General features: G+C 60.3%; 1 protein-coding gene. It reads left to right on the forward strand.

Annotated elements, in window-relative coordinates; translation table 11 throughout:
- Positions 1 to 183: hypothetical protein (locus CJ179_RS52455; protein ID WP_218834963.1), on the forward strand; the 183-nt coding region annotated here is incomplete at its 5' end.
- Positions 184 to 383: the final 200 nt, after the last annotated feature.

Consider the following 383-nt stretch of genomic DNA (forward strand, 5'->3'; position numbering starts at 1 on the left):
CAGACCACAACAATCGTGAACGCGACAAAAGCGGCGGTGATCAGCAGCGGCGACATATCCGTACCCCTTCCCTCTGATCTGATTTCACTTCCAACATTACATTGTCATGCTGTAATGTTGCAAGCATGGAGAGACACCCCATCACCCCGACAGGCGCGCTGGCATCACATCTTCGCGCTGTAGGGTCTAGCGCATGGAACCCCCGCGCCACCGGACTACGCCCGGCTGCAGGCCGCCCTGCCCCCGTCACTCGTCATCGTTCACTCGGCCGTACGTCTGCGACTCCGCGGTCCAGGCCATTACCTATCCGGAGATCTGAGATGGCCAACCCGAACAGGCTCACCTCGCAGGAGTGCATCGACCTGATCAAGGCCGAGTCCGGC

Origin of the sequence: Rhodococcus sp. ACS1 (assembly GCF_002300155.1) — a bacterium.
Lineage (GTDB): Bacteria > Actinomycetota > Actinomycetes > Mycobacteriales > Mycobacteriaceae > Rhodococcus_F > Rhodococcus_F koreensis.